Annotated in this window: 2 protein-coding genes; both read left to right on the top strand. The window is 47.0% G+C overall.

The features are described 5' to 3' along the window. A partial coding sequence (locus ACIPW4_RS27295; RefSeq protein WP_400663776.1) for an RHS repeat-associated core domain-containing protein occupies positions 1-758 on the top strand: 758 nt, incomplete at its 5' end. Beyond that, positions 755-1,390 carry an imm11 family protein gene (locus ACIPW4_RS27290; protein ID WP_400663773.1) on the top strand — a complete coding sequence of 212 codons (636 nt, stop codon included), beginning with the start codon at positions 755-757 and terminating at the stop codon, positions 1,388-1,390. The genes ACIPW4_RS27295 and ACIPW4_RS27290, both read left to right, overlap by 4 nt. The last annotated feature ends 357 nt before the right edge of the window (positions 1,391-1,747 follow it).

The raw sequence follows: 1,747 nt of genomic DNA, 5'->3' as shown, positions 1-1,747 counted from the left end.
CGCCATTAGCCAGAGTCGATCAGGCAGAAGGGGAAGAGCAGAAGCTGTACTACTTCCATACGGACCAGATCGGTACGCCGCTGGAGCTGACGGATAGCGATGGCAAGATCGTTTGGCAGGCGACGTATCGGTCGTGGGGGGCGATTGAAAGTATAGTGGTCGATGAGATCCGGCAAGATTTGCGCTTTCAGGGTCAGTACTTCGATCATGAAAGCGGGCTGCACTATAACACTTTCAGGTTTTATGATTCTGAGGTTGGCCGCTTCACCACTCAAGATCCCATAGGGTTGGCTGGTGGAATAAATACTTATTCGTACACTATAAATCCAGTTCAAGAGGTGGACCCGTTAGGATGGTGCTCGACAAAGTTAGGTAATAACATGGGCGCTAGGAGTGGGGATGGAATGGCAAATCACCACCTCATTCCTGAAGAAATCATGAAGAAGCCGCGTTATGCAAAAATGTTTAACAAGCTTCGATCAATGGGCTTCGGCGACGACGGCGCATCCAATGGTATATTCTTACCTGGTAGTAAAGATCTGACGCGGAAAATTGATCTTCCTGGGCATTGGTCTAGTCATGCCCAATACACTAAGGTGGTTGAAGCCAAGGGTTCTGCGCTGAATGACGCATTTAGGGCTGGTAAAGTTTCAGACACCCAATTGGTGCTGGGCATTGGTAAGATTCAGAATTTTGCAAGAGAAAATCTCATGAATAACAATTTTGTAGTGGATGCTGTTACTGGGAGGCTTTTGTGAGTAATGTTAAATATTACGCTTTGCGCTATGACTCTCATGACGTAGGCTGTCCAACGGTATTGTCGGGCTTTTTCAATTGCGAAGAGTTTGAATGGGACTGCTTTGAGCGTAATCCAATGGAGATAGTTATAAAGAACACATACTCACTAGAGCTATCCGGCCTGGAAATGGCACTCGATGATTTGGATTTCGACTACTACCAGCTAGGCGATACTTATGTATCGAAAAAGTTTTTAGACGTTTGTGATAAAGTGGGAGCTAAGTATAGGGCTGTACCGTTAGAAATATCCTATGGCGGCGATTCTCGGAAGGGTGATTTTTTCATTTTTCTTCCCGGTGAAAGCCTGGCGGCGCTAGATAAGAGTAAGTCGGTATTTGAGGTTTCAAAAGACATGGGGACCGGTCTCGAAATTGAGAGTCCGATTTACCCAGGGTCCACGAGTATAGACAAAATTACAAGTTTTGTGATCTCTCCGGCCTTGAAGGGAGAGCTTTTCAGATGCCAGGAAACGTTGGAGGTATTTTGCAGTGAGAAATTTAAAATTGCCGCCAGTGGTTTGAAAGGGGTTGCATTTGAGGAGATTGATGAGCGCTATGCATATGATACGTGGGCTGAGTTTAACGATATTTGAACAGCTTTTACGTTGTTGGTGAATTCGGTGCGCATTTAGTTTTTTAGCTGATCAATCATGCTCTTTAAAATTATGCGGTTTCGTTGGCTCTACCAGGCCTGCGGTAGGGCCAACACCTTGTCAGGTGAGAAGTGACTGAATGTCTAGCACCGAAATCAAATGCGTCAACGGTGATCGCAAATTTGGTGGCAAACGCATGCCATCGCACTGGACGACAACGGCAACATGGTCGGCCTCGACCTGCCGGACGGCAATCGCCTGACCTGAAGTACGACGAACGCTCCAGGCTTATCGAGGAAACCGACCCGCTAGGTCGCAAGATCAGCTACAAGCACTTCCGCTCGACACCACTGGTCA

Origin of the sequence: Pseudomonas sp. NPDC089996, from assembly GCF_044748405.1 — a bacterium.
Lineage (GTDB): Bacteria > Pseudomonadota > Gammaproteobacteria > Pseudomonadales > Pseudomonadaceae > Aquipseudomonas.
Note: the sequence above shows the minus strand (reverse complement) of the source record. Positions and strands in the feature narration are given on the sequence as shown.